Source organism: Micromonospora sp. NPDC005203, assembly GCF_042872705.1.
GTDB lineage: Bacteria > Actinomycetota > Actinomycetes > Mycobacteriales > Micromonosporaceae > Micromonospora.
In genome coordinates this window covers 117,335-142,179 of sequence record NZ_JBIAKV010000009.1, presented here as the reverse complement: position 1 = coordinate 142,179, position 24,845 = coordinate 117,335, and the positions used below count along the sequence as shown (strand labels likewise).

Genomic DNA, 24,845 nt, shown 5'->3' with positions numbered 1-24,845 from the left:
CCCCATTTGTCGATGCCAGATGTAACCATTACTGTTACGTCAACGACCGCGTCGACGCGCCGCCGTGGACCACGGCGGTCAGCGCTGGCGCACCTCCATCTCGCTGACGACAGCGACCTGATCGGAAGGCAGCTCATGGGTCAGCTTCTGGGTAAGACGGCCGTGGTCACCGGCGGCACGAGCGGGATCGGCCTGGCGGCCGCCCGCCGGTTCGCCGCAGAGGGCGCACACGTGTTCATCACCGGTCGCCGCGAGGACGCCCTCGCCGCGGCCGTCGCCGAGATCGGCAACGACGTCACAGGTGTGCGGGGCGACGCCGCGGACCTCGGCGACCTGGAAAGGCTCTATGGGGCCGTCGAACAGCAGGGCCGACGCGTCGATGTGCTCTTCGCCAACGCGGGCGGAGGATCCTTCCGCCGCCTCGATCAGGTTTCCGAGGATCACTTCGACCAGATCTTCGACACGAACGTCAAGGGACTGCTGTTCACCGTGCAGAAGGCCCTGCCCCTGCTCAATGACGGCGCCTCGGTGATCCTGACCGGATCCACCTCGGCGACCACCGGCAAGGAGGCTTTCGGCGTCTACGGCGCCTCCAAGGCCGCCGTGCGATCCTTCGCCCGAACCTGGGCCAACGAACTCAGGGACCGCCGGATCCGGGTCAACACCATCACCCCCGGACCCACCGACACCCCCGGCATCACCGGCCTCGCTCCCGACGAGGAGAGGGCCGCACAGCTCAAGGGCTTCCTGGCCAGCCAGGTTCCGCTGGGCCGGATGGGCACCCCCGACGAGATCGCCTCGGCCGCCCTGTTCCTCGCCAGCGACCAGAGCAGCTTCATCACCGGCATCGAGCTGTTCGTCGACGGCGGCATCAACCAGATCTGATCGATACTCACCCGAGAATTCGGGAACACGCCGCGTGGCCAGGGTCCGCGCCCGGCGCGGGTCCGGCGGGCGGGCGCGCCGCGCCACCACCACTATTTCCCAGAGGACATCATGCCCAGCGAAACCGACCCCGGATTCACACTGTCCCTGCACAACATCACCATCACGGTCAGCGACATCGACGCCGCCGTCCGGTGGTGGCACGATGTCTTCGGACTCAAGGAGACCGCCCGGTCCCGGTTCGACGCCATCAACGCCGACGTCGCCTACATCGAAGGCCACGGCTTCCGGCTCGAACTGCTCCAGCCCGCCGAGGGTTATCGCGTGCCCGACATGTTCCTCGATCCGCCGGAGCACATCCGCCCCATCGGCAACAAGGCCCTCGTCCTACGGGTGGACGACCTCGCGCAGGCCACCAACCGGTTCCGGGACCTCGGCGTGACCATCGTCTGGGACCAGTTGGACCTCGGCGAGGGGAGCATCTCCACCGCCATCCGGGACATCGACGGCAACTTCATCAACGTCTTCCAAGCCGGAGCCAGCCCCGTCGGCTGAGCCGACTTTCCGGGGAGGAACACCAGATGAGAAGCGCAGGCGACCTGATGCTGGCCTACACCGCCACCATCGCCGACCCCGATGCCACGGCAGCGCTGTTCACCGAGGACGGAGTCATCGAGCTGCCGTACGTCACGTCGATCGGGCTACCACCCCGCGTCGCCGGCCCGGACGAGATCCGCGCGTTCATCGTCGGCCTGCTCAAGGTGGTGCCCGACTTCGGCTTCGACACCGTCGAGGTCCTCATCGACACCCCGGACCAGGCTTTCGGCGAGTACTCGGTAGAGCGCCGGACGGTCACCGGCCGCGTCTTCAGCCAGATGTACGCCGGACGCCTCGTCGCCGAGCACGGGAAGATCAAACTCCTCCGCGAATCACTCGACCTCGTCCGAGCCGCCCGCGCCATGCTGCCCAACGGGGTGGCCGACATTCCTGCGGACCAGTAGGCGGCTCCCGCCGCACCGAGCGACCGCACCGCACCCCCGCGGGTGACGGACCGGCCAGAGCGGCAACCCGTGCCGGAGCGCGGTGAGGCAACCAGTTGCCGCGCCGACACCGATGAAGGGAATCCCAGATGACTACTCGTGATGTCGTCGAGCAATTCTTCGGCATGGTCGGCGGCGGCGCCGACCCGGATGGTATAGCCATGCTCTTCAGCGACCCGGTTGACTGGGACGTACCCGGATCGCCGTCGATACCGTGGACGGGTAGGCGTTCCAGGCGCGCCGACGTCGCCGACTACCTACGGACACTCGGCGCGAACATCGTGCCGGAGCAGAACGTCGACGAGATCGAGGCGGTCCTGTACGACGGGGAGCACGCGGTGATGCTGGGACGGTTCGGACGCGTCGCGCGCACCACCGGCCGACGGTACGAGATGGCCGTGGCCATGCATTTCCAGGTCAGCGGTGACAAGATTGTCAAGTTTCGCCTGTACGAGGACTCGTTCCAGGTCGCCGCCGCCTACGCCGAATAACTGTCGGCACACTCGGCATCATCGGTCCACAGCCGGCTGTCGCGTCCACCGTGATTCTGCCATCAGCGAGCAGTCCTGTCCCCCGCGGGAATCACCTGGCACAGTTCCGGCATGAAACTGCTCGTACTCGGCGGCTCGGGCTTCGTCGGACGCGCCATCGTCGACGAAGCCCGAGCTCGTCGGGACCACGTCACTGTCTTCAACCGCGGCCGCCGTCGCACCCCGGACGGGATCACCGCCCTGATCGGTGATCGCACCACACCGGACGGCCTCGCTGCCCTGCGCACCGGCACCTGGGACCTCGTCGTCGACACCTGGTCTGGTGCACCCGCCGCCGTGCGTGATGTCGGCACCGTGCTCGCCGGCCGCATCGGGCACTACACCTACATCTCCAGCCGCTCGGTCTACACCTACCCGCCCGCCGCGCACCTCGCCGAAGACGGACCTGTGGTCGCGGGCTCACCCGACAGTGACGGGGTCGACGTCGACTACGCTGCCATCAAGCGTGGTGCGGAAATCGCCGCCGAGCAGGCATTCGACGGGGAAGCCCTGCTCGCCCGCGCCGGTCTCATCCTCGGACCGTACGAGGACATCGGCCGTCTGCCGTACTGGCTGCTCCGCATCGCCCGCGGCGGCACCGTGGCCGCGCCCGGCCCACGCGACCTCGACCTGCAATACGTCGACGCGCGCGACCTCGCCGCCTTCGTCCTCGACGCCGGCGCCGCTGGGCTCGCCGGCCCCTACAACGTGGTCAGCCCTCCTGGCCACACCACCACGGGCGACCTGCTCGACACCTGCGTGTGGGCCACCGGCTCGGACGCCAATCTGCGCTGGGTCGACCCCGCCACCATCGCCGCTGCCGGCGTCGCTCCCTGGACGCAGCTGCCATGTTGGCTACCGCCCGGACCCGAGCACGCCGGCATGCATCGCGGCGACGTCAGCAAGGCCCTCGCGGCCGGCCTGCGATGCCGACCCGTCCGCGACACCGTCATCGACACCTGGGCCTGGCTGCAGACCCTCGATGGTCCTCCCTACCAACGCCCCGACCGACCGCAACCCGGACTCAGCGCGGAGGCGGAGGCCGCGCTGCTCGCCGCCGCCTGACGCGCCGCACCCATAGATCTTTTGAGCGCGGGCCGCGGACCTGCGGCAGCGGTTACCGACCTCGGTCCGGGTGGAGGAAGCCGGACAGCAGGTCCCTGAACTCGTGCGGGTGCTCGATCGCCGGCACGTGCCCGCATCGGCCGAACACGTGCAGGCGGACGTCGGCCAGGTGATCGAGCAGGGGCTGGGCTGCCGTTTCGAGCGGGGTGACCCGGTCCTGCGCGCCGTGCACGAGCAGCACGGGCACGCGCACGGCTGCCAGCGTCTGCGCCGAGAGGGTGAGGTCCTCGACCCATCGTGCCCTGGGTGGAGGGAACAACGACGCGAATGCGGCCGCCCCCGCTCGCATCGCAGCCGCACGGGCATCGACGGCCGAATCGGTCACCAGCGCCTGGTCGAGGACGAGGCGGCTCAGCATGTCTCGTGCCCCGTCCGGGTCGGCGGGGGCGGCCCAGATCGCGTCGAGCTCGGCGGACAGCGGCGCCCCGGGAGCGCCCATCGTCGAGACCGCCACGACATGGGTGACCTGCTGGGGGCGCGCGGCCGCCAACGCCAGCGCCACGGCACCACCCATGGAGTGACCCACCACGGCGTAGTGCTCGATACCGAGAGCATCCATCAGGCCCGCGGCCTGCTCCGTCCAGAGCCGGAGCCCACCGGAGGAGCCCGCCGGGACAGGTGTACGGCCGAACCCCGCCTGGTCGGGAGCCACCTGGTGTCGGGACGGACCCAGCGCCTGTGCCGTCGTTGCCCAGGCGCCGGACCCGGTCGTGCCGGGTCCGGAGCCGTGCAGCATCAGCACCGCGGGCCCGGTGCCGCTCTCCAGGAGGTGGACCGGGGAGCCGTCGACTGTGACAGTCCGAAGTGCCGTCACCGGGGCAGGCCAGGTGCGCTCATGCCGACGCGGAGTTGACCGACTTCGAGAAGAGCTCCATCATCGCCCTGCCGAACTGCGGCATGTCGGGCCACCCCCGGCAGGAGACGAGGTTGCCGTCCACGACGTCGGGGGCGTCGATGACCGTCGCGCCCGCGTTCTCCATGTCGCCGGTGATCGGGGGAAAGCAGGCTGTCTTCCGACCCTTCAGCAGCCCGTACACCGCTGGCACCTGCGCGCCGTGGCACACCAGCGCGATGGGGAGGTTGCGCGCGAAGAAGTGCTCGGTGATGCGCCGGACGTCGGCGTCGACCCGGATCCACTCGGGGGCACGTCCCCCGGGGATGATGAGGGCGTCATAGCGCTCGACGTCGACGTCGGCCCAGGGCACGTCGACCGGCAGCTTGCGGCCGTTCTTCTCCACGTACGCGTCGGAGTTGGGGTCGAACTCGTGGATGACCAGTTGCACGTCACGCGTCGTCCGGGACGAGACATCGACATCCCAGCCACCCTCCTGGACGCGATAGTAGGGATACATCGTGTCGAGTTCCTCGGCGGCGTCGCCGGTCAGGAGCAGCGCTCGGGGCACCTGCTTCTCCTCACAACTGGGGGGACGGGTGAGGTGGATCCAATCCGATCCGATCCGATCGATTGCTAGCATTCCCCGGCCCAGCCCGCCCGTCAAGCCTCTACCGCGACTCCGTCCGCGTCCGTGACCTCGTCGAACAATCGGCGGAAACGCTCGCCGGATCGGAGGATGTGCCGGCGCATCGCGTAGGCGGCGGCGTCGGGGTCACGCGCGGCGATCGCGGCCACGACGTCCTCGTGCTCGGCCATGGCCAGGTGGGTGACCTGGGTGTCGAAGTGGAGTCGGAAGAGGTGCACGTGGCTGTGCAGGCGAGCGAGCGCCTCCCGGATGACCTGGTTCTCCGCGCTCAGGGCGACGAGATCGTGAAAAGCGGCATCGCGTAGCCCGAAGGCGCCGTAGGCCATGGGACCGCTGCCCCCCTCCAGCTCCGCCATCTCCTCCAGCATTCGTCGCAGACCGGCCACCTGCTGCAACGATGCGCGTTCGGCGGATCTACGGGCCGCCGCCGGCTCGAGGAGCAGGCGGACCTCGAGCATGTCCTCGAAACGGTGACGGGTGATCTGAGGCGGGATGCGGTAGCCGGCGTGGGGCACACGCACGACCAGACCCTCGGCCTCCATGCGGTTCAGAGCGTCTCGGATCGGCGTCTGCGAGACCCCCAGCTCCCGCGCCAGGACGTCGATCGTGACGCGGGAGCCGGGCTCGATCCGTAGCGACATCAGCTGTCCGAGCAGGGTGTCGTACACCTCGTCGGCAAGCCGGCCGCCAGATCTTCCCGGCGGTGTTCCGCCTGCCACGGCCCTGCGGCCCGGCGCGATCATCGCTTCCTCGTCCATCGTGACGTGAGGTCCTTTCTTGCGCCTTCGGGAACCTGTTGACATCAGTCACAACGCTGCGGGATGCTGACGCCCCACCAAATCGTATAGGAAACACGCCGGATGCTTGTCATCCTGCACCACCGCGGAACCGCCGTCCATCGCTCCACTTCGATCCCTGGAGCTCCCGTCGGCATGCTCGACGTCCCGCTCGGTGCGTCACTGGGCCGCAGGTGGCCGACGGACGTCTCGACGGCATGAAGATCCAGTACATCGCGGCGTACCCGTGCCGCCGGTCCGGGGGTCGGCTCCCGCGACAGCCCGGCGACACGCCTGAACAACCAGCAACTGCACGGCGAAGCGCATAGCGAGGCCTTAGAAGTCCCCACCCGGAAAGCAGGCGAGAAGATGCGGTATCCGAAGCGAACACGAATGTCCGGTCCTCGGCGAAAGGTACAGCTGGCGACGGCGGCCATGCTGCTGGTGGCCACGACCATGACGGCTTGCGGCGATGATGACAAGGACGGCGACGCGAAGGCGAGCGCCCCCAAGGCACCGGCGACCATCCCGGAACTCAGCAAGGACCCGCTGACCCTCAGCTTCATCTGGTTCGACTGGCCGCCCGCCAAGGCGCTGGAGGACTTCGCGAACGCGGAGTACAAAAAGGAGCGGCCGAACGCGACCATCAAGGTCAACACCGTGCCGAACGCGAACTGGCACGACGCGATGTTCACCCAGTTCGCGGCACGCAAGACCGACTTCGACATCGCGATCCTGGACTCGCAACACATCGGCGAGGCCGTGACGAACGGCAACATCCTCGACCTCACCGACTTCGTCAAGAAGAACATCGACGTGACGGCCTACAACCCGTACCTCCTGGCCGCCTACGGCCAGTACCCGCAGGCGGAGACCGGCAAGCGCGACGAGAACGCCAGCCTGTACGGGCTGCCGCTGCTCGGCGACACCTGGACGATGATCTACCGCAAGGACCTGATCGGCGACAAGCCACCGCAGACCTGGGACCAGATGATCTCAGCCGCCGAGAAGTGCCAGACGGAGAACCCCGGCGTCAGCGGGCTGGCATTCCACCAGGCCAACGGCTCCGACGCCGCGGCCGTCACCTACAACACGGTGAACGGCGTCTACGGCGGCAACCTCTGGGACCCCAAGGCGCGCAAGATCGAGGGCGTCCTCAACGACACCGCGGGCCAGGAGGCGATGGACGTCCTGGTCAACAAGATGAAGCCGCTGACCGCCAAGGGCTCCGGCAACTGGTTCATCGACGAGGTGAACGCGGCCGTCGCCCAGGGCAAGGCCTGCATCGCGTTCAACTGGATCGCCGCCAGCGGCGGCCTGCTCGATCCGAAGCAGTCGACGCTCGGCACCACGCGGGCGCAGATTCTCGACAAGCTGGGCTTTGCCACCCTGCCGACCCAGAAGACGAACCTGGTCCCGCTCGGCGGCATGGGGATGCACGTGTCGGCCTACTCCGCGGCGGCAAACCAGGCCGAGGCGCTGAACTTCATGGAGTGGTTCGAGCGGGCCGATGTCCAGAAGAAGTGGGCCGCGGCCGGTGGCGTGCCCTCTCGTACGGACGCCCTGGAGTCGCCCGAGTTCCTCAACGCCGGGCCGTTCAACCAGGTGTACACCGACTCAGTTCCGCGTATGCGCGACATGTGGAACGTGCCCGAGTACGCGCGCCTCGTCAACATCGAGAACACCAACGTGAACGCGGCTCTCAACGGTGCCAAGAAGCCGAAGGACGCGCTCGACGACATCGCCAAGGAGCAGCAGGGCGTGCTCGACTCCGGCAACCGCAAGGGTGGCGGCGGGCTGTGAGTGACTCCGTCCCTCTGACGACCGACCGTCCCGGGCAGGTGGCGTCCGCGACGCCACCTGCACCGGGGCGGTCCCGCCGGCTGAGCGACCGCGGGCTCGCCGTGGCCTTCATCTCCCCCGCGCTGCTGCTGTTGCTCGCCATGTCGGTGTTTCCGTTGCTGTGGGCGTTGTACCTGTCCTTCACCGACTACTCGGCCACCCGCGGGGGACCCGCCAACTTCATCGGGTTCGGGAACTACACCGCCATCCTGACGTCGGCGCAGGTCCACACGAGGGCCCTGACGACGTTGATCTACGTGGTCGGCGCGGTCGGCCTGCAAACCGTCCTCGGGTTCGGCATCGCCTACCTGATCTCCCGGCGCACGCACGGGCGAGGAGTGCTGACCACCCTGTTCCTGGTCCCGATGATGCTGTCGCCGGTCGTGGTCGGGCTGTTCTGGCGGTTCATGCTCGACGCACAGTTCGGCGTGGTCAACAGCATGCTCGGCTCGCTCGGCCTGGGGCAGGTGGAGTGGCTCACCCGACAGCGGACGGCGTTGATCTCCCTGATCGTGGTCGACACCTGGCAGTGGACGCCGTTCATCATGCTCATCGCACTCGCGGGCCTCACCGCGGTGCCCAAGTACCTGTACGAGGCCGCCTCGATCGACCGGGCGTCCGAGTGGTTCAAGTTCCGCACCATCACCCTTCCGCTGGTGTGGCCGCTGCTCCTCATTGCCGTGATGTTCCGGGCCATCGAGGCGTTCCGACTGTTCGACCTCGTCTACATCCTCACCAACGGTGGCCCGGGTGTCTCCACCGAGACGTTGTCGTTCCACATCTACAAGGTCGCGTTCCTGGGCTTCAACACCGGAACCGCCTCGGCGTACGGAATCCTCATGGTCCTCGTCGTCATCGTCCTCACGCAGCTCTACCTGCGCTATCTGAACAAGCTCAAGGAGGGCTGATGGCCGTCTCCGTCGACGAGGCCGTGTCCACAGGTCCTGCCCGGGATCACACGCCCCCCGCGCGTCGCCTCGGCAGCCGAGGTCGCTCCGTGCTGGAGGTGACGCTGCTGACCGTGCTGGCCGTCGTCATGCTCTTTCCGGTGCTGTGGATGATCGAGACGTCCATCAAGGAGAACCGGGACGTCTACGCGATCCCGGCCAAGTTCTTCGACTTCAAAATCACCCTGGCCCACTACAAGGACGTGTTCGTCGACCCCGACGGCGGTCGCTCCGCCTTGTCCGTCTCGTTCCTCAACTCCGTCGTGGTCGCCGGAGTCTCCACGGTGCTGGCCACCGTGCTGGGGGTCCCGGCGGCCTGGGCCTACTCACGCTTCGCCGTGAAGGCCAAGAAGGACCAACTGTTCTTCATCCTGTCCACCCGCTTCATGCCGCCCGTGGTGGTCGTGATCCCGATCTTCCTCATGTACCGCCAGGTCGGACTCATCGACAACAAGCTCGGCCTGATCCTCATCTACGCCGCGTTCAACGTCCCGTTCACGATCTGGATGATGAAGGGGTTCGTCGACGAGGTGCCCGCCGAGTACGAGGATGCCGCCATGCTCGACGGCTACACCCGACTGCAGGCGTTCCGGCGATTCACCCTTCCCCTGCTCGTGCCCGGCATCGCCGCGACGGCGGTCTTCGCCCTCATCTTCTCCTGGAACGAGTTCGTGTTCGCCACCTTCCTCACCTCCAGTGACAGCGTCCGGACGGCCCCACCCGCCATCGCCGGCCTCATCGGCGGCACCACCACGGACTGGGGTCTCGTGGCCGCCGCCTCCGTGGTGTTCGCCCTGCCGGTGCTCGTCTTCGCCTACCTGGTGCGCAAGCACCTCATCGCCGGTGTGACGCTCGGGGCGGTGCGACGCTGATGGCGGGCATCGAGGTGACCGCGCTGCACAAGCGCTACCCGGACGGAACGGTCGCGGTCGAGCACGTGGACCTGTCCATCGGCGACGGCGAACTGTTCGTGATGCTCGGCCCGTCGGGCTGCGGCAAGACGACCACGCTGCGGGCCATCGCCGGCCTGGAGAGGCAGACGACGGGCGACATCCGCATCGGCGACACGCTTGTCAACGACCTGCCGCCCGCCGAGCGCGACATCGCCATGGTGTTCCAGTTCTACGCTCTCTACCCGCATCTGAAGACCCGCGACAACCTGGCGTTCCCACTGCGGGCCGAGGGACTGCCCAAGCCGGAGGTGCACGAGCGGGTCGAGGAGGCCGCCCGGCTGATGCGGCTTGGTCCACTCCTGGACCGGCGTCCGCGCCAACTGTCCGGCGGGGAGCAGCAGCGCGTCGCGCTCGCTCGCGCCCTGGTGCGACGACCGCGCGCCTTCCTCATGGACGAACCCCTCACCAATCTGGACGCGGAGCTGCGGGCGGACATGCGCACGGAGATCAAGCACCTGCAGGGGGAACTGGGGGCGACGATGGTCTACGTCACCCACGACCAGGTCGAGGCAATGTCACTCGGTCACCGGATCGCCATCCTCAACAAGGGCCGCGTCGAGCAGATCGGCACGCCGCTGGAGGTCTACGACCGTCCGGCGAGTCTCTTCTGCGCCGCGTTCATCGGCTCGCCGCCGATGAACCTCATCGAGGTGGAGGTGGCCGACGGGAAGCTGCGCGGTCAGGGCGGACTGGTCCTCACGCCACCGCAGGGCCTGCCGCGCGACCGTCGCCTGCTCGCGGGCGTACGGCCGGAGGCGCTGGAAGTCACCGCACCGGGGGCGGAGCGGTCCGTCCCGGCCCGTGTGGTATCGGCGGAGTGGCTGGGCGACGAAATCATCTACGTGGTCGACCACAGCGGCGAGCGCGACGTACGGGTTCGGATGCCACCGACTGTCCGGTTCGCCGCTGACGCAACGGTCGGGCTGCGGCACACCGGCGGGACCCCGGCGGTCTACGACGTGAGCACGGAAGAGCTGGTGGCCTGATGGGAACCGTGGCAGTACAGGGGCTGTGCAAGTCCTTCGGTAAGGTCCAGGCCCTGGACGGCGTGACGCTGGACGTACCGGACGGCTCGTTCTTCGTCGTGCTCGGGCCGTCCGGGGCGGGCAAGACGACGACCCTGCGAGCGATCGCCGGCCTGGACAAGCTCGACGCCGGGTCGGTGCATCTGGACGGCAGGGACGCGACCGGCGACGCCCCGGCCGCACGCGACCTGGCCATGGTCTTCCAGAGCTACGCCCTCTACCCGCGACACACGGTGTACGAGAACATCGCCTCGCCGCTGCGGGCACGCCGCCGCTCGTCGGGTGAGATCGCCGCCGCCGTCGAGCAGATGTCGAACCTGCTGCACATCGAACGTCTGCTGCAGCGTCGTCCCGCGCAGTTGTCGGGTGGTGAGATGCAGCGGGTCGCCCTGGCCCGGGCGCTGGTCCGTAGCCCGCGCGCGTTCCTCATGGACGAGCCGCTGACGAACCTCGACCTCAAGCTCCGCGTCGAGATGCGCACCGAGCTCACCCGCATCCACCGGAGCCTCGGCGCGACCTTCGTCTACGTGACCAACGACCAGGTCGAGGCTCTGTCCATGGCCGACCACGTCGCGGTCCTCAAGGAGGGGAAGGTGCAACAGGTCGGAACGCCGACGGAGGTGTACGAGCGTCCCGCCAACACGTGGGTGGCCGGATTCGTCGGAAGCCCGCCGATCAGTCTGCTCGCCTGCCACGCCGAGGGAGATCGCCTGGTCGGCGCGGAAGGGTGGACGCTGCCGCGGCCCGGCTGGACCACCGCTGAGGACGGTCGTCCCCTGCTGCTGGGCCTGCGCGCGGAGGACCTGTCCGTCGAGCAGCGTGGCGACGCGTCGTTGTCGGGTGAGCTCTACGGGCTCGAGCCGCTCGGTGACCGAACGGTGGTCGACGTCCTGGTGGGGGCGGAGATCCTCAAGGTCAAGGCACGACCCACCGTCACCGGTACGCCGGGCGAGCGGCTGCAGGTCACGGTCGACCTGGACCGAGCGCACCTGTTCGACGCGGGCACCGGGCTGTCGCTGTCCGAGGCTGGGCGCTGACCGACGGGCGGCGACGGCACCATGCACCACCTTCGATCCGCTCGACAACCTCGCCCCCGACGAGGGTGTGTGGCCCGTCCGACTACGCGTACCGCCCGATCGCTGCGGCACGCCGGACAGCACCAAGAAGATCACAGGAGGCGACGCAGTGAGTGACCCGATGAACGTCCTGGCCCCCGAGCACCGGCGGCTCCGGATCGGCGACGCCTGGCGCGACGCCGCGAGCGGAGCCACCTTTGCCGTCGAGGACCCCGCCACCGGCAAGACCATCGCCGAGGTGGCGGACGCCGACGTCGCGGACGGGCTCGCCGCTCTGGAGGCGGCGAGCACGGCAATGGCGGAGTGGGCGGCGACCCCGCCGCGGAAGCGGTCAGAGTTGTTGACCGCGACCTACCGGGCACTGACCGAGCGGTCCGAGGACATCGCCCGGCTGATCACCCTCGAGATGGGCAAGCCGCTCGCCGAGGCTCGGGGCGAGGTGGCCTACGGCGCCGAGTTCTTCCGTTGGTTCGCCGAGGAGGCGGTGCGCGTCGAGGGGCGCTACAGCATCGCTCCCGCGGGTGGATACCGCATCCTCACCGTGCCGAAGCCGGTCGGACCGTGCGTCTTCGTGACGCCCTGGAACTTCCCGTTGGCCATGGGTGCCCGCAAGATCGCTCCCGCGTTGGCGGCGGGCTGTACGACGATCACCAAGCCGGCGAGCCAGACGCCACTGACCATGCTGTTGCTGGCCCGCATCATGGAGGAGGTCGGCGTACCCCCGGGTGTCGTCAACGTGGTGACCACCAGGCGTTCCGGCGCGGTGGTCTCAGCTCTGCTGGCCGACAATCGGACCCGCAAGCTCTCGTTCACCGGGTCGACCGAGGTCGGGCGCGTGCTGCTGCGACAGGCCGCGGACAACGTGCTGCGTACCTCCATGGAACTGGGCGGCAACGCGGCCCTGATCGTGTGTGCCGACGCCGACCTGGACGTCGCGGTCAACGGCGCCATGGTGGCCAAGATGCGCAACATCGGGGAGTCCTGCATCGCGGCCAACCGGATCTACGTCGAGGAGCCGGTGCGCGAGGAGTTCACCGCGCGTTTCGCCGAGCGGATGGGCGCGCTGTCGGTGGGCCATGGTCTCGACGACGGCGTGGACGTCGGGGCGTTGATCGACGAGGCGTCGGTCAGCACGATCGACGAGCTCGTCGCCGACGCGGTCGATCGTGGCGCCCGGGTCCTGGTGGGCGGCGAGCGTCCGGACGGGCCGGGCCACTTCTACCCGCCCACGGTCCTCGTCGACGTGCCGGACGATGCGCGGATGCTCCGGGCGGAGATCTTCGGCCCGGTGGCGCCGATCATCTCGTTCACGTCCGACGACGAGGTGCTGGCGAAGGCCAACGACACCGAGCACGGCCTGGTCGGATACGTCTTCACCCGTGACCTCCAGCGAGCGCTCCGGTTCGCCGAGGGGCTGGAAACCGGGATGGTCGGCATCAACCGTGGGCTGATCTCGGACCCGTCAGCTCCGTTCGGAGGCGTGAAGCAGTCCGGGATCGGCAAGGAGGGGTCGCACGAGGGCATCCTCGAGTACCTCGACCTCACCTACGCGGCGATCGACCTGCCGTGACCGGCCCGCTGCGCCGGGCGCTCGCCTGCGCCACCCGGGCCGCCAACCTCGCCGTCGCCGTCCCGGTCGCACAGGTGACCCGGACGTCCACCCAGCACATCGCCGCCGACGTTCCGGAGAGGCACCGACATGCTTGAGACCGTCCGCGGACCACGCCAGCTGATCGTGGGCGAAGGGGTCGCGCAGAACATCCCACGAGTGGTGGCCGAGAGTGGCTCGCGCGTCCTCATCGTGACCGACCAGGTTCTGCTGGGGCAGCCGGGCGTGGCCGCGATCGTGGCTGCGGTGCGGGAGAAGGTCGAGGTCGTCGAGGTGTTCTCCGACGCGACTTCAGACGTGCCCCTCAGCGATGTCGCCCTGGCCGTCGCGGCCGCCGCCGAGGTGGACGCCGACGTGATCCTCGCCATCGGGGGTGGCACGGTTATCGACCTCGCCAAAATCGTCGGCGTCATCCGGCGCCACGGTGGGTCACCGCGCGACTTCTACGGCGAGTCGAAGGTGCCGGGGCCGACGATTCCTCTCGTCGCGGTACCGACGACGTCAGGTACCGGCTCCGAGCTCACCCCCGTCTCGGTGTTGACCGACCCGGACCGCGAGCTGAAGGTGGGCGTCTCCAGCGTCCACATCGTGCCCGACTTCGCCATCGTCGACCCCGAACTCACCTACACCTGCCCCGCGACCGTCACCGCCCATTCCGGCATCGACGCGTTCTGTCACGCGGTGGAGAGCTACACCGCGCGACCCCGCGCCCACGGACCGCGTGACCCGGTGGAACAGGTGTTCCTGGGCCGTAACCAGATCACCGACCACTACGCGCTCCTGGCCGCGGAACGGATCGCCCGGAGCCTGCGTCGTGTTGTCCGGGACGGCGGCGACACGGAGGCGCGCGCGGACATGTCCTATGGGTCCATGCTCGCCGGGCTCGCGTTCTCCCACGCGGGCAACGCGGCCCCGCACGCTCTCCAGTACCCCATCGGCGCGGCCACGCACACGCCACACGGCCTGGGCGTCGGGCTGCTCCTGCCCTACGCGCTGGACGCGGCCGTGGATGCCATCGCCGACCGGTTGGCCATCCTCGCCGGGGTGTGCGGGCTCGACGTGACCGGCGCCTCGGATGCCGAGGCCGCAGACACGTTCCTCACCTGGCTCCACGGGCTCCTTGCCGACATCGGGATCCCTCCCACCCTGGCGGACATCGGCGTGGCACGCGCCGACCTTCCCCGCTTCGCGGAGATGGCCAGTGGCGTCACCCGCTTGATCCAGAACCATCCGGGCCCGACCGACACCGCCAGCCTGACCGCGATCCTCGAGGCGGCCTGGACCGGGGACCGGACCCGACACGTCCTGACGACGAGCAGGGACAGCGGCCGGAGCCGACCGTGACGACGCGTTCCCGGCCAGACCTCTCCCCCGTCGCCACCCGGTGATCCGGGTGGCGACGGGGGCTCGCGCCGGGCAGGCGGACGACTGCGCACCGATGCTGGAACCCGCCCGCAACCACGGGGTCAGCCTTCAGGCGGAGCCGACCTGGTCGGCCGCGAACAGGGCCGTCACCCAATGCGGTAGGACCGGCATCCGGACCGGATCTGTCGTGTCGGTGAGCCACAGCGCGGCGAAGACGAGCGACGTAGCGCCGCAGAGGCACATGATGAACCGGATAGCCCGGGCGGACGCCGCAGTCGTGGGTGGAGCGGTCACGGTCATGTCCTGAGCATCGGCGAGCCGGGCCAGCAGCACTTCCCCCACGGTCGGGATGACTGCTGCCTCTTGCGGGTGGCTGCGGCAGGTTTTGCTTGGTCTGCCCGCCACCTTCGACATTTCATCGATGGTGCCGCTGCCTGGTCGGCCGTGTCGAGCTCCGGCGAGCGCATCGTCGCTGCCCGTCAGCCGCTGCGTTGTCATCCGCGGCGACCAAGATCAAGTGCACGCTCTTCGGCCAGACCCGGACGCCGCCGGGCAGCCGCAGGTCGCCCCGCACCAGCAGCACGTACGTCAGCGCCAGCAGCAGGAACCCAGCACCCAGCACCAGGCCGGTGTACACCAGCGTGAGCCGGCCGCGGGCCGTCATTCGCCGGATGTGGGGCGATCCGCTACCCGGCACCGGTCACGGTGTCGATCAGTTGTGGATCACCAAGCTTGCGCCGCAGGGTGCTGACGGTGATCCGCACGGCGTTGGCGAACGGGTCGGCGTGCTCGTCCCACACCTTGTCCAGCAGCGCCTCCGCGCTCACCACCGCGCCGTCGGCGGCGAGCAGCCGTTCCAGCACCCCGAACTCCCACCCGCGATCGAGGCACTACCGCGCACCCGACGAGTCGTCTGGACGGCGAGAGCGGGCGACTGACTGGTGCAGGCCCGGGTGGATGCCGGCCGGGCTCCCCGTGTGCTCGGCAAGCCGTCGCAGGACGGTGCTGAGCCGGGCGCGTTCGCTGGCGTCGAGCGGGGTGAGGATTTCGCCCTCGTGCTGGTCGGCGACCCGGCGGGCGCGAGGCAGCAGCTCGCGCGCCGCTTCGGTCAGGTGGATCGCGTGGGCGCGACGGTCGCTGGGATGCCGCCGACGTTCGACCAGATCGCGCTGTTCGAGGTCGTCGAGCAAGCCGACCATGACCTTGCGGTGGATGCGCAGCGCGTCGGCGAGCTGTTGCTGGGTGTTGCCCTCACTCCGCTCCAGCAGCATGAGCAGTCCGAAGTGGTTCGGCGCGATGCCCAGCGGTGCCAGCCGCGCGGCGAACGTCTGCGCGACGTGGAACCCGAGCTGCGACAGCAGAACGTTGGCCCGGTCCGTCGGGGCACACCGACGCGCCGTTACAGCCAGTCGTGTTCGCGGGCGTAGCGGGCCGCTTCGTGGCGCGTCCGGGTCTGGGTCTTGCGCATCGCGTTGGAGAGGTAGTTGCGGACGGTGCCCGGAGCGAGGTAGAGCCGAGCGGCGATGTCGGCGACCGAGTATCCCTCGGCGGTGACCCGCAGGACGTCCACCTCACGGTCGGTCAGGGGGCAGTCCTCGGTGACGGCGAGAGCGGACACGTCCGGGTCGATCCAGCGTTTCCCCGCGTGCAGGGTGGCGATGACGGAGGTGATGTGCGCTGGCTCGGCGGACTTGCTGACGAAGCCCTGGACGCCGAGCTTCAACGCCTTGCGCAGCACGCCGGGGCGGGCGTGTCGGGTCAGCATGAGGATCACCTGCTCCGGCCGCTCGCGGCGGATCTCGGCGACCGCGCCCAGGCCGTCCACGCCCGGCATCTCCAGGTCGATGACCAGCACGTCGGGCCGGTGCCGCAGAGTGGCGGCGATCGCCGTCTGACCGTCCTGCGCTTCGGCGAGCACCGTGATGTCGCCCTCCATCGGCAACAGCGCGGCCAGGGCCGTGCGCAGCAGCGCCTCGTCGTCGGCGAGCACGATGGTGGTCACTGGCGGTCCTTCCCCCCGACTGTCGGGGCCGCGTCGGCCCGCACGGGTGGGAAGACCGCTGCGGTCAAGAACCGCTTGTCCTTCTGTTCCACGGTCAGCTCACCCCCGTCGCCGGCCAACCGTTGCCTCAGTGCCGCCAGTCCCCGCAGCTCGGGGGCCGTGGTGGCGGTCACGCCGTCGTTGACGATGGTGATGCCCGACGCGGCGAGGGTGATCCGCACCTGGGTGGCCTGCGCGTGCCGCAGGATGTTGGTGGTCGTCTCCCGGAGCACCTGCCCGAGCAGTTCGCTGGCGCGGGCATCGACCTCGGCCTCCCGCGTCACCCGGACCCGGATGCCGGCGGCCTCGAACAGGTTCTTCGCGTTCTCGATCTCCGCGGTGAGGTTGAGCCGCCGTTGCGCGTAGGCGAGTTCCTTGGTCTGCGCGATGGTGTCGCTGACCAGCGCATACGTCTCCCGTAGCTCCTTCTCCGCCCGAGCGGTGTCGCGCAGCAGCAGTCGCTGGGCCAGGGCGATCTTCAGCTTGACCACGTGCAGGGTGTGGCCCTGGATGTCGTGCAGGTCGCTGGCGAACCGCACGCGCTCCCGGACCACGGCCAACTCCGCCTCCCGTTCCCGGGTCTGTTCGAGCTCCCGGATGAGGTCGTAGAACCGCTCCCCCACCACGGTGAGGACCGTCACGACGACGGTGAGGACGGTCGGGATGAGGACGTAGGTGAGCAGGACGTGAGCGATGTCGTCCCGCTGCACCAGCAGCCGCGCCGTACCGACGGTGGCGACGTAGGTGAACAGCCCGACCACCGCCAGCTCCCGGTGCCGTCGCACCTCGCGCAGGGCAAGCGAGCCTACGGCGCAGAAACCCCAGTAGGCGTTGGGGCTGCCGGTCACCAGGACCCCGAGCGGCCAGACCGCCGCCGCCACGACCAGGCAGGGAAGCGCGACCCGGGCGAGGTCGTTGGCCGTCCACCGTTCGAAGGCCACCACGCCCGCCACGGCCCCGGGCGCCAGGACGACGACGTGCCACCAGGTACGCGCGTCGGTGTAGGTCAGGACCACCGCGGCGAACAGCACCGGCGGCAGTGCCGTGGCGAGGTTGAGCCGGCGCAGCCTTCCCTGCGTCGACTCGGTGAAGCGCGCGGTCACCACACCAGTATCGGGCAGCCAGGGGCCACGACCAGTGACACCACGTCACATCTGGTGATGACGTGGTGCCACTGACGGGTCGGCCGCGCCCGCGCTGTCATTGGTGCATGTCCACCACACCCGTCATCGAAGTCGAACAGCTGAACCTCACCTACGGCGACTTCCACGCCGTGAAGGACCTCTCCTTCGAGGTGCGGCCCGGAGAGCTCTACGCGCTGCTGGGCACCAACGGAGCCGGGAAGACCTCGACCCTGGAGGTTGTCGAGGGACACCGGCGGCCAACGTCGGGCACCGTACGCGTCTTCGGGCATCGCCCCGGCGACCGGCGAGCGGTACGTCCCCGAATGGGCGTCATGCTCCAGGAAAGTGGATTCTCCCCGGACCTCACCGTCCGTGAGTCCGTCGGCCTGGTCGGCGGGCTCACCCGACGCACCGACAACGTCGACCGGGTGCTCGACCTGGTCGACCTCACCGGTCGAGCCCGGCGCAAGGTCTCGCAGTTGTCCGGCGGGGAGAAACGGCGGCTGGACTTCGCCACCGCGGTCTACGGCAGCCCGGAGCTGATCTTCCTGGACGAGCCGACCACCGGCCTCGACATCCAGTCCCGCGACGCCGTCTGGGCGACGGTGGACCGGCTGCGGGAGGACGGCACGACCATCGTGCTCACCACCCACTACCTGGAGGAAGCGCAACAACGCGCGGACCGGATCGGGCTGATGCACGAGGGCGCACTCCACCGGGAAGGCACCGTCTCCGAGCTGACCCGCACCCTGCCCGCGGTCATCCGCTTCTCCCTTGCCGCACCGACGCCGACGCTGCCGGTGCGGGCCGCCGTCGACCTGGACGGGAAGGTCATGGTCGAGACCTTCGAGCTGCAGAAGGACCTGCACCTCCTCCTCGGCTGGGCACAGGACCACGCCGTGGAACTGCGGGACCTGGCGGCGGGGCCGACCCGGCTCGACGACGTATTCCGCGCCATCAACAGTTGATTCGATCTTCCGACAGGAGCCGCACCATGTTGTCCATCGCGTCCAGCGAACTGATCCAACTCTTCCGCAACCGGCTGGTGCTGATCACCAGCCTCATCATCCCGGTAGTGGTCAGCGCGTACTTCGTCCGTCAGCACGAGACCTTCGCCGCCATCGGGAGCCTGGGCTACATCGCCGCGATCGTGATGTTCACGATCGCCGCTTTCGGGCTCTACGCCACCGCCGTCACCACCCTGGCGTCCCGACGGCAGAACCTCTTCCTCAAGCGGCTGCGCTCCACCGCCGAGGGCGACGCCGGCATCCTCGGTGGGCTACTGCTGCCCGTGGTCGTGCTCTCCGTGGTGCAGGTGACCGCGATCCTGACCGCCCTGGCCGTGGTCGCCGGCGGACCGGCGAACATCGCCCTGCTGGTCGTGGCGACCATCGCGGCCCTGGCCATGATGATCGGCCTGGCCCTGGCCACGGCCGGGCTGACGAACTCCCCCGAACACGCCCAGGTCACCACCCTGCCCGTTACCCTCGGGGTGATCGCCGTGGCCAGCTGGGTGGGCATTTCCGGCACCGAGAACCTCGCCTGGCTCAAGCGGCTGCTGCCCGGCGGCGCCGCCACCGAACTGACCATGAACGCCTGGAACGGCGGCGTCGCCGTGACCGACTCACTGCTCCTGCTCGCGCCCACCCTTGCCTGGGTCGTCGTCGCCGTCGCTCTGGCCACCCGACTCTTCCGCTGGGAGCCCCGCCGATGACCACCGAACCCCAGTTCGACGCCCCGACCCTGGTGGAAGATCTCCTACTACTCCTGTTCCAACCCAGGTCCGGGACCATCGCGGGAGAGAACACGCTCTTCTACGTCCTCGGCGGTGCCGTCCTCGCGGATCTCGCCCTCGGCGAGCACCTGAGCACGGAGGCCCGGGGGCGGGTCAGCAGCATGGCGGGTCACCCACCGTCGGACAGTCTCCTACGCCCGGCGTGGGACTACCTCGCCGAGAAACCGAGGGGGGTGCAGACGGCACTGGCGGCGATCGGTCCCGCCCTGCGCGCGCCCGTGTTGGAGCGGCTCGTCGCGCGAGGCGACATCGACCAGGAGTCCCGCAAGGTGCTCGGTCTGTTCCGGACGACGGCACTGCGGGAGGGCAGGACCGAACGACGGTCCCGCCTGCTCGCCGACGTCCGGCAGGTCCTCGTGGACGGCGCGGAGCCGCAAGCCCGTGTCGCCGCGCTCGCGGCGCTGCTCTCGGCGAGCGGGACGCTCCCGCAGTTCCACCGCGAGATCCCGTGGACGTCATCGGTGATCAGCCGGGCCAAGGAACTCGAGCGGGGCGACTGGGGTGCCGACGCCGCAGCGGCAGCCGTGACCCGCACCGTGACGGCCACCGTCGTCAACAGCGCCGTCGCGGCCATCACCGTGCTTCCTCGAGGCTAGGACGCGCTCCGACCGTGACGGCTCGCGAGTCGTCACGGCTGGTGCCACCTCGCGGGACCTCATCTCCGTGGACCCCGTGAAGGGCCGCATCGTGACTTCACTGTTGCGAATTGGGCGGGCGCGGCCGTTCCGGCGGTCTTCCCCGGGCGTGGGCGGTGTCGGTGGCGGCGATGCCGGTCAGGACGGCGACGGCGGTGACGGCCACGGCCAACGGCGGCAGAAAGATCATGATTGGCGAGGCGGCGGCGAGCACGAGCGCGCCGATGATCCGAGAATGGGACACCCGGTCGAACACCGCGTGTTCCACCAGGGCTCGCCCGATCAGGAACAGCATCGGTCCGCCGAGGACAACGAGAATCCACGCCGCGTCGGTGTGCCCGAACGGATGTTCGATCACGATTTCGTATCCGACGGCGACGGCGACGATCCCGGCCACCATGAGGACGTGCGCGACGAATGCCTGCCGAATGAGGTGCGCTGGCTCAGCGGCAGCTCTGATGGCTTCGGGCAACAGCTGACCCGCCCGGAAGAGGTAGACGCGAAACAGCAGCACCGTGGTGACGAACGCGACCGCGAAGGCAGTCGCGGGGCCGACGTGCCGGAAGGAGGTGTCGCTGTAGGCCGAGCCGGTCGTCAGAATCAGTTCACCGAGGGCGATGATGAAGAATTGTCGGTAGCGCTCGGACAGATATTCGGCCAGGACGGGCCACTGCTGTTGGATGGGTGGGGACCCCGGCGCGGGATAGAGCAGCAGCAGCGCCGTGCAGTCGATGGCGATCGCGAGCGTCCACAGCAGCCCGCGGGCCAGGTCCGCCACGATCGCTCCAGCGATCCACGGCACGGCCGACACCGTGAACCAGAGGAGCACCGCAGCCGCTCGACGCTGAGCTGCGTGGCCACGCAGCATCGGCACGATGATCAGACCACGGCTGATGTGGACGGCGACGTACGCGCCAGCGAACGCCAGACTCCTGTCCCCGAACGCCTGCGGCACCGCGACCGCCATCACCAGCGCGCCGAGCATGGCGGTGTAGACCAACACCTGAAGCTGCGGCCGCTGCGGATCGTAGAGGTCGGTGACCCACGCCGTGACGAACCACAGCACCATGAAGGCCAGTAGCAGCAGCAGCGTCTCGCCGGCCTCGACGAGGACGATCCGCGGTTCGGTGAGCTCCTTGACCAGCCGGTTCGAGAGCCGATTGAGGGCAAAGACGAACACCAGGTCGAAGAAGAGTTCGAGAAGACTGGGTCGCTGCGGTTGGCCCGGCTTTCGAAGCAGCGCTGCTGCCCTGGTCGACATGGGCCGCCCATTTCTGCCGACTTCGCCTGTTCGAGTATTGGTATCACGCCGGGCCGGTCGTCGAGTCGATACCCGAAGAATGCCCGCGGACCGCACACCTTCCGCTGCGTGCCTCCGCCGGCGGTAATGCCGCGCCGGCGGCGGGCGGACCCCACCACCCACAGCTCACGGTTGTTCCTCCAGTCACGGGGTACGCCCGCTGCGCCATGCGGGCGCCGTCGGATCAGCCGAGCGGGTCGGTGTGAGCCGCGTACACGCCGGGGGGCCGGTACCGGATGGATCAGCGAGACGCGGGCGGGCGCGCCAGAGCTGACGGCCTCGTGGAACTGCGGGTGCACGGGGTGTCCGCCATCGGCGCGGAGGACCTGCTGAATCGACCGCACGTGCAACAGGTGGCAGGTGACCACCGGGGCGGCTTCTACCGGCCCGACCACGACAGCGGCGCGGCAGACGGAGTGACGCTGGAGGCCTACCGCTGGAACAACCTGCCCGCTGGCAACGCGGTGCGAACGCTGTCGATGGTGATCCTGTTGCCCTTCATGCTGATCAACCTCGCCATCTGGATGCGTCCGGCCGGAGCGCGCTCCGACCCGGTGATCAAGGCGCTCTGCCGGCTGTTGGCACTCAGCCTGACCGGGATGTACGTGCAGAGCATGGTGGGAATCGCACTCGACGTGATCGCGTGGAAGTGCATGTCCTCGCCCGAGTGCCTGGCCGGACGCAGTTGGCTCTCCTGGCTTGGAGGCCGTCCCGCCGGACTGCGCCTGGCGGTGCTCGCGCTGGCACCGGCTGCGGCCATCGGCCTGCTGTGGGGGATCAGCGCCCGCCCAGCACTCCCGTCGCACGTCTTCCGCGCGACTGTCCAACCCCTTCCGGCGCACCGGCTCACCGCCGTCGGTCGGTGGGACAACGAGCCGCTGGTCGGCCGGCTGCGCTCGATTCACGTCGCGGCGGCGTTCGCCACGCTGAGCCTCAGCCTGCTCGGCGCCCGGGCCGCACAGGGCTTGTCGATCGGCACCGTCGCGCTGACGGCGGGTACCGGGCTTCTGCTGCTCACGTGCGCGGTCCTGCTCTGCACCCCACCCCTCACCGCACCCATGGAAGGGCGGCTCGACCGCCTGGTCAGCGCGCTGCCCACGATCACCCTCGGCCTGACCATGCTGGTCTGGATCCACGTTCTGACCAGTCCCGCCTCCTGGCCGGAGAGAAACGGGCTACCCGGCTACAACCTGACGGTCGTCGGGCTGTCCATCGGTCAGGCGGTGCTGCTGGCCGCCCTGGGGGCGGTGCTGCTCTGGCACCGGAACCGACAGCAGGATGGGGCGCCGCCGCTCGGGTTCGGCGCCCTGGCGGCCTCCGTCGCCGCGATCAGTCTGGCGCTGACGTACTCCGCCGAGCTGGTCTATCGGGTGTCCGACGTCCTGAACCGGGGCGCTCCGACCGCGGCGGGGCTGATCACCAGCCCTCCGCGTGCCTGCATCTGGGCGATCCTCGGCTTCACGCTGGCGGTTCTGGTGACACTTGTCGTCGCCGGCGTGGCCTCGCTGGCGTCCCGACCGAAACGGACACGCGCCGCGGCGTCGATAGTTGCTCGTGACTTTCCGGACGCGCCGAACGATGCCGGACCACGGTTGCGGCAGGTGCGCAAGGCCATCGCCCGCGCCCAGTTCACCGAGCGGCTGGTGCCGCTCGCGGTGCTCTACGCCTGCCTGGCGGGAATCGGCATGACGATGGTCGCGCTCGGCCTGCTGCCGACGCCACCGGGCGAACTGATCCAGCGGTACGTGGGGCTGCCGGCCAGCCTCGTCGACTTCGGCATCGGCGTCGGCAGCTATCTGATCGCCGCGATCATCGTCGGCCTGGTCATCGGTGGAATCTTCGCCTACCGCACCCCTGGATTCCGCCGGTACGTGGGCGTGCTGTGGGACCTGGGCACCTTCTGGCCCCGAGCTGCGCACCCGTTCGCGCCACCCTGCTACGCCGAACGGGCCGTGCCCGAACTGACCTGCCGGATCACCCACCTCGTCGACTCCGGAAAGACGGTGGTGCTCAGCGGACACAGCCACGGCTCCGTCCTGCTCGCCGCGACCGTGCTTCAACTGCCGTCACGGGTCACCGAACGGATCGCCCTGCTGACCCACGGCTCGCCCCTTCGCCGGCTGTACGCCCGACTCTTTCCCGCGTACGTCAGCGACGAGGTGATCCACGAGATCGCCGACCGGGTCGACTGGCGGTGGATCAATCTGTGGCGGGACACCGACCCCATCGGAGGGCGGGTCTTTCCGCCGCCCCGACCCGACGCGGCACCCGCCGCAGCCGACCGGGGTACGCCGGTGGACCGACGGCTCCGCGATCCGGCAGGGGTGACCGCTCCGGCCGGCGACATCTTTCCACCGCCGATCAAGGGACACAGCCCCTGCGAGTCCGACGTGGCGTTCGACGAGGCGGCGCAGAGCCTCACCGGCCGCATCCGTTGATGGGTACGCTCGTCGCGGCGTGGTGCTCGATGTGCAGGTTGTCGCCGTTGGTTCACCAGGTACCGATCAGCTCGGTAGTTCATCCGGCGGCCGGCGTTTCCGGGTGGAGTGTGGCCTGCATGTCACGGATGGGCCACGAGCACGGTAGCGATCAGCGCGGCGGCCACCGCCAGGCTCAGAGCCAGCAGCGCTCCGGTAAGGCGGTGGTGGAAGGCCGGGCGACGGGCGAGCGGTTGCTGCAGCGCCGACCAGGTCGTCGCACCGAACAGCGTCAACGTGAGGACCACACTAATGATCATGGGCTGACCAAACATCGAGGGAACGAGCCTCCTCGAACGTCCCACCGACGGAGCGGGAAGACCTGCTCCCGAAGGTGAACTTTGCGCGAACGAATGAATGTCGAGTCGATGCTCGGGGCACCACCTGTGCAGACACTGACGACGACGTGCGAGGTGTGTGATGACCGAACCCGCAGCCAGTGGCGGTCTCGTTGACCCGGAGATCGCCCTGCAACGCCAGGTGGAGACGCTGAAACAACGATTTCCGGAGGCTGACGACGCCGACCTTTCCGCCCGCGTCCACGAGACGCACGCACGCCTCAAGGACGAGGCGACTGTCGACTCGCACCTTGTCGCCCTGACCGAGAAGCAGGTGACGGAGGATCTGCGCAGCGGCGGCGAAACCGTGCACATCCGCAGCGACGACACGGTCTGAGTAGAGACAGGAGCGTGATCGGTCGTCGGCGACAGGTCGCAGAAGCTCGGTGTTCGCGGAGGGGGATCGCTGTGGTGGTGGACACGAAGCCGTTACGTGGCCCTCTCTGCCGGCCCCGTGCGACGTAGCGTTGAGGGCTGCCCA

Annotated in this window: 28 protein-coding genes and 1 pseudogene; 18 read left to right on the top strand and 11 right to left on the bottom strand. The window is 69.1% G+C overall.

Features of this window, described 5'->3' with window-relative positions; all coding sequences use genetic code 11:
* Nucleotides 1-135: 135 nt before the first annotated feature.
* The 5 genes from ACFYPM_RS20735 to ACFYPM_RS20715 all read left to right on the top strand — a co-directional run bounded on the left by ACFYPM_RS20735 (nucleotide 136) and on the right by ACFYPM_RS20715 (nucleotide 3,520).
* A complete protein-coding gene (locus ACFYPM_RS20735) occupies nucleotides 136-885 on the top strand; it encodes a glucose 1-dehydrogenase (protein ID WP_387199225.1) in 750 nt (249 codons plus the stop codon).
* 111 nt (nucleotides 886-996) lie between these two features.
* Complete coding sequence (locus tag ACFYPM_RS20730; protein ID WP_387199222.1) at nucleotides 997-1,440, top strand: VOC family protein; 444 nt, start codon at nucleotides 997-999, stop codon at nucleotides 1,438-1,440.
* A 26-nt stretch (nucleotides 1,441-1,466) separates the two neighbouring features.
* Entirely contained in the window at nucleotides 1,467-1,886 is a 420-nt protein-coding gene (locus ACFYPM_RS20725) for a nuclear transport factor 2 family protein (RefSeq protein WP_387199219.1), read from the top strand.
* A gap of 128 nt (nucleotides 1,887-2,014) precedes the next feature.
* Nucleotides 2,015-2,416, top strand: a complete 402-nt coding sequence (locus ACFYPM_RS20720) for a nuclear transport factor 2 family protein (RefSeq protein ID WP_387199216.1) — start codon at nucleotides 2,015-2,017, stop codon at nucleotides 2,414-2,416.
* A 111-nt stretch (nucleotides 2,417-2,527) separates the two neighbouring features.
* Nucleotides 2,528-3,520 carry an NAD-dependent epimerase/dehydratase family protein gene (locus ACFYPM_RS20715; RefSeq protein WP_387199213.1) on the top strand — a complete coding sequence of 331 codons (993 nt, stop codon included), beginning with the start codon at nucleotides 2,528-2,530 and terminating at the stop codon, nucleotides 3,518-3,520.
* Between the two features lie 52 nt (nucleotides 3,521-3,572).
* Here ACFYPM_RS20715 and ACFYPM_RS20710 read toward each other — a convergent pair whose 3' ends face one another.
* From ACFYPM_RS20710 to ACFYPM_RS20700, 3 genes are all read right to left on the bottom strand, one after another.
* Nucleotides 3,573-4,394 carry an alpha/beta fold hydrolase gene (locus ACFYPM_RS20710; protein WP_387199210.1) on the bottom strand — a complete coding sequence of 274 codons (822 nt, stop codon included), beginning with the start codon at nucleotides 4,392-4,394 and terminating at the stop codon, nucleotides 3,573-3,575.
* Between the two features lie 19 nt (nucleotides 4,395-4,413).
* Nucleotides 4,414-4,983, bottom strand: a complete 570-nt coding sequence (locus ACFYPM_RS20705) for a DJ-1/PfpI family protein (protein WP_387199207.1) — start codon at nucleotides 4,981-4,983, stop codon at nucleotides 4,414-4,416.
* A 92-nt stretch (nucleotides 4,984-5,075) separates the two neighbouring features.
* Complete coding sequence (locus tag ACFYPM_RS20700; RefSeq protein WP_387199204.1) at nucleotides 5,076-5,819, bottom strand: GntR family transcriptional regulator; 744 nt, start codon at nucleotides 5,817-5,819, stop codon at nucleotides 5,076-5,078.
* 453 nt (nucleotides 5,820-6,272) lie between these two features.
* Here ACFYPM_RS20700 and ACFYPM_RS20695 point away from each other — a divergent pair, with 453 nt between their 5' ends.
* The 8 genes from ACFYPM_RS20695 to ACFYPM_RS20660 all read left to right on the top strand — a co-directional run bounded on the left by ACFYPM_RS20695 (nucleotide 6,273) and on the right by ACFYPM_RS20660 (nucleotide 14,633).
* Complete coding sequence (locus ACFYPM_RS20695) at nucleotides 6,273-7,640, top strand: extracellular solute-binding protein (RefSeq protein ID WP_387199200.1); 1,368 nt, start codon at nucleotides 6,273-6,275, stop codon at nucleotides 7,638-7,640.
* Nucleotides 7,637-8,587, top strand: coding sequence for a sugar ABC transporter permease (locus tag ACFYPM_RS20690; protein ID WP_357369765.1), 951 nt, complete (start codon nucleotides 7,637-7,639; stop codon nucleotides 8,585-8,587). Before ACFYPM_RS20695 ends, ACFYPM_RS20690 begins: the two co-directional genes overlap by 4 nt.
* Nucleotides 8,587-9,498, top strand: a complete 912-nt coding sequence (locus ACFYPM_RS20685; protein WP_387199196.1) for a carbohydrate ABC transporter permease — start codon at nucleotides 8,587-8,589, stop codon at nucleotides 9,496-9,498. Before ACFYPM_RS20690 ends, ACFYPM_RS20685 begins: the two co-directional genes overlap by 1 nt.
* Nucleotides 9,498-10,565: an ABC transporter ATP-binding protein gene (locus tag ACFYPM_RS20680; RefSeq protein ID WP_387199193.1), complete on the top strand. Its 1,068-nt coding sequence runs from the start codon at nucleotides 9,498-9,500 to the stop codon at nucleotides 10,563-10,565. The genes ACFYPM_RS20685 and ACFYPM_RS20680 overlap by 1 nt, the downstream gene beginning before the upstream one ends.
* A complete protein-coding gene (locus ACFYPM_RS20675) occupies nucleotides 10,565-11,641 on the top strand; it encodes an ABC transporter ATP-binding protein (protein ID WP_387199190.1) in 1,077 nt (358 codons plus the stop codon). Before ACFYPM_RS20680 ends, ACFYPM_RS20675 begins: the two co-directional genes overlap by 1 nt.
* A gap of 148 nt (nucleotides 11,642-11,789) precedes the next feature.
* The gene (locus ACFYPM_RS20670) at nucleotides 11,790-13,250 is read left to right on the top strand and encodes an NAD-dependent succinate-semialdehyde dehydrogenase (protein WP_387199187.1); all 1,461 of its coding nucleotides are present in this window, start codon (nucleotides 11,790-11,792) and stop codon (nucleotides 13,248-13,250) included.
* Nucleotides 13,247-13,387: a hypothetical protein gene (locus ACFYPM_RS20665; RefSeq protein ID WP_387199185.1), complete on the top strand. Its 141-nt coding sequence runs from the start codon at nucleotides 13,247-13,249 to the stop codon at nucleotides 13,385-13,387. Before ACFYPM_RS20670 ends, ACFYPM_RS20665 begins: the two co-directional genes overlap by 4 nt.
* Complete coding sequence (locus ACFYPM_RS20660) at nucleotides 13,380-14,633, top strand: iron-containing alcohol dehydrogenase (protein ID WP_387199182.1); 1,254 nt, start codon at nucleotides 13,380-13,382, stop codon at nucleotides 14,631-14,633. The genes ACFYPM_RS20665 and ACFYPM_RS20660 overlap by 8 nt, the downstream gene beginning before the upstream one ends.
* Before the next feature lie 129 nt (nucleotides 14,634-14,762).
* Here the strand turns inward: ACFYPM_RS20660 and ACFYPM_RS20655 are convergent, their stop codons facing one another.
* The 6 genes and pseudogenes from ACFYPM_RS20655 to ACFYPM_RS20630 form a co-directional block, all read right to left on the bottom strand.
* A complete protein-coding gene (locus ACFYPM_RS20655) occupies nucleotides 14,763-15,068 on the bottom strand; it encodes a hypothetical protein (protein WP_387199179.1) in 306 nt (101 codons plus the stop codon).
* A gap of 1 nt (nucleotide 15,069) precedes the next feature.
* Complete coding sequence (locus ACFYPM_RS20650; protein WP_387199176.1) at nucleotides 15,070-15,318, bottom strand: hypothetical protein; 249 nt, start codon at nucleotides 15,316-15,318, stop codon at nucleotides 15,070-15,072.
* 22 nt (nucleotides 15,319-15,340) lie between these two features.
* Nucleotides 15,341-15,526 (bottom strand): annotated as a pseudogene (locus ACFYPM_RS20645) (winged helix-turn-helix domain-containing protein); the annotation flags it as partial.
* A gap of 18 nt (nucleotides 15,527-15,544) precedes the next feature.
* A complete protein-coding gene (locus tag ACFYPM_RS20640) occupies nucleotides 15,545-15,925 on the bottom strand; it encodes a MarR family winged helix-turn-helix transcriptional regulator (protein ID WP_387199173.1) in 381 nt (126 codons plus the stop codon).
* A 128-nt stretch (nucleotides 15,926-16,053) separates the two neighbouring features.
* A complete protein-coding gene (locus ACFYPM_RS20635; RefSeq protein WP_387199170.1) occupies nucleotides 16,054-16,656 on the bottom strand; it encodes a DNA-binding response regulator in 603 nt (200 codons plus the stop codon).
* Nucleotides 16,653-17,798: a sensor histidine kinase gene (locus tag ACFYPM_RS20630; RefSeq protein ID WP_387199167.1), complete on the bottom strand. Its 1,146-nt coding sequence runs from the start codon at nucleotides 17,796-17,798 to the stop codon at nucleotides 16,653-16,655. The genes ACFYPM_RS20635 and ACFYPM_RS20630 overlap by 4 nt, the downstream gene beginning before the upstream one ends.
* Before the next feature lie 107 nt (nucleotides 17,799-17,905).
* On the opposite strand from ACFYPM_RS20630, the gene ACFYPM_RS20625 reads away from it, so the two are divergent.
* From ACFYPM_RS20625 to ACFYPM_RS20615, 3 genes are read left to right on the top strand one after another with little or no spacing between them, the layout of a single operon-like run.
* Nucleotides 17,906-18,787 (top strand): ABC transporter ATP-binding protein, encoded by an 882-nt coding sequence (locus ACFYPM_RS20625; protein ID WP_387199163.1) that lies wholly within the window; start codon nucleotides 17,906-17,908, stop codon nucleotides 18,785-18,787.
* 26 nt (nucleotides 18,788-18,813) lie between these two features.
* On the top strand, nucleotides 18,814-19,533 hold the full coding sequence (locus tag ACFYPM_RS20620; protein ID WP_387199160.1) for an ABC transporter permease: 720 nt from the start codon (nucleotides 18,814-18,816) through the stop codon (nucleotides 19,531-19,533).
* On the top strand, nucleotides 19,530-20,210 hold the full coding sequence (locus tag ACFYPM_RS20615) for a GPP34 family phosphoprotein (RefSeq protein ID WP_387199158.1): 681 nt from the start codon (nucleotides 19,530-19,532) through the stop codon (nucleotides 20,208-20,210). The genes ACFYPM_RS20620 and ACFYPM_RS20615 overlap by 4 nt, the downstream gene beginning before the upstream one ends.
* Nucleotides 20,211-20,307: 97 nt before the next feature.
* On the opposite strand, the gene ACFYPM_RS20610 is transcribed toward ACFYPM_RS20615, so the two are convergent.
* Nucleotides 20,308-21,606, bottom strand: coding sequence for a low temperature requirement protein A (locus tag ACFYPM_RS20610; RefSeq protein WP_387199154.1), 1,299 nt, complete (start codon nucleotides 21,604-21,606; stop codon nucleotides 20,308-20,310).
* Between the two features lie 179 nt (nucleotides 21,607-21,785).
* Between ACFYPM_RS20610 and ACFYPM_RS20605 the strand changes: the two genes are divergently transcribed.
* Nucleotides 21,786-23,987, top strand: a complete 2,202-nt coding sequence (locus ACFYPM_RS20605) for a hypothetical protein (RefSeq protein ID WP_387199151.1) — start codon at nucleotides 21,786-21,788, stop codon at nucleotides 23,985-23,987.
* Between the two features lie 122 nt (nucleotides 23,988-24,109).
* Here ACFYPM_RS20605 and ACFYPM_RS20600 read toward each other — a convergent pair whose 3' ends face one another.
* The gene (locus tag ACFYPM_RS20600; RefSeq protein WP_387199148.1) at nucleotides 24,110-24,286 is read right to left on the bottom strand and encodes a hypothetical protein; all 177 of its coding nucleotides are present in this window, start codon (nucleotides 24,284-24,286) and stop codon (nucleotides 24,110-24,112) included.
* Between the two features lie 160 nt (nucleotides 24,287-24,446).
* Here ACFYPM_RS20600 and ACFYPM_RS20595 point away from each other — a divergent pair, with 160 nt between their 5' ends.
* On the top strand, nucleotides 24,447-24,701 hold the full coding sequence (locus ACFYPM_RS20595) for a three-helix bundle dimerization domain-containing protein (protein ID WP_387199145.1): 255 nt from the start codon (nucleotides 24,447-24,449) through the stop codon (nucleotides 24,699-24,701).
* Nucleotides 24,702-24,845 lie beyond the last annotated feature (144 nt).